1 pseudogene is annotated in these 251 nt (G+C 52.2%); it reads left to right on the forward strand.

The window, feature by feature from the left end:
- Nucleotides 1-251: pseudogene (locus tag SB658_RS26025) on the forward strand (glycosyltransferase family 2 protein); the annotation flags it as partial.

Below are 251 nucleotides of genomic sequence, written 5' to 3' on the forward strand. Positions count from 1 at the left end.
GGTCTCGTTCTCTATCGGCTGAACGAGGCTTTTTTGCGTGAAAACGGCTGCTTACAGGAATACCGGCAGGAGCTGGATTTTTTCATCGTTCAGCACGGAACAGTCTGCCTGCTGAATGAATGGAAGCGGAATAACGGAGGCCGGTTTTCTGAGAAGTGGAAGAATATCAGCCGGATATGCGCTGATCCCGTATTCCGCATGAGCCTTTCCAAAACGGGAACGGCGCCGTTTGACGCCAAACGCTCATGCCT

Origin of the sequence: Bacillus sp. SIMBA_008 (assembly GCF_046535495.1) — a bacterium.
Lineage (GTDB): Bacteria > Bacillota > Bacilli > Bacillales > Bacillaceae > Bacillus > Bacillus subtilis.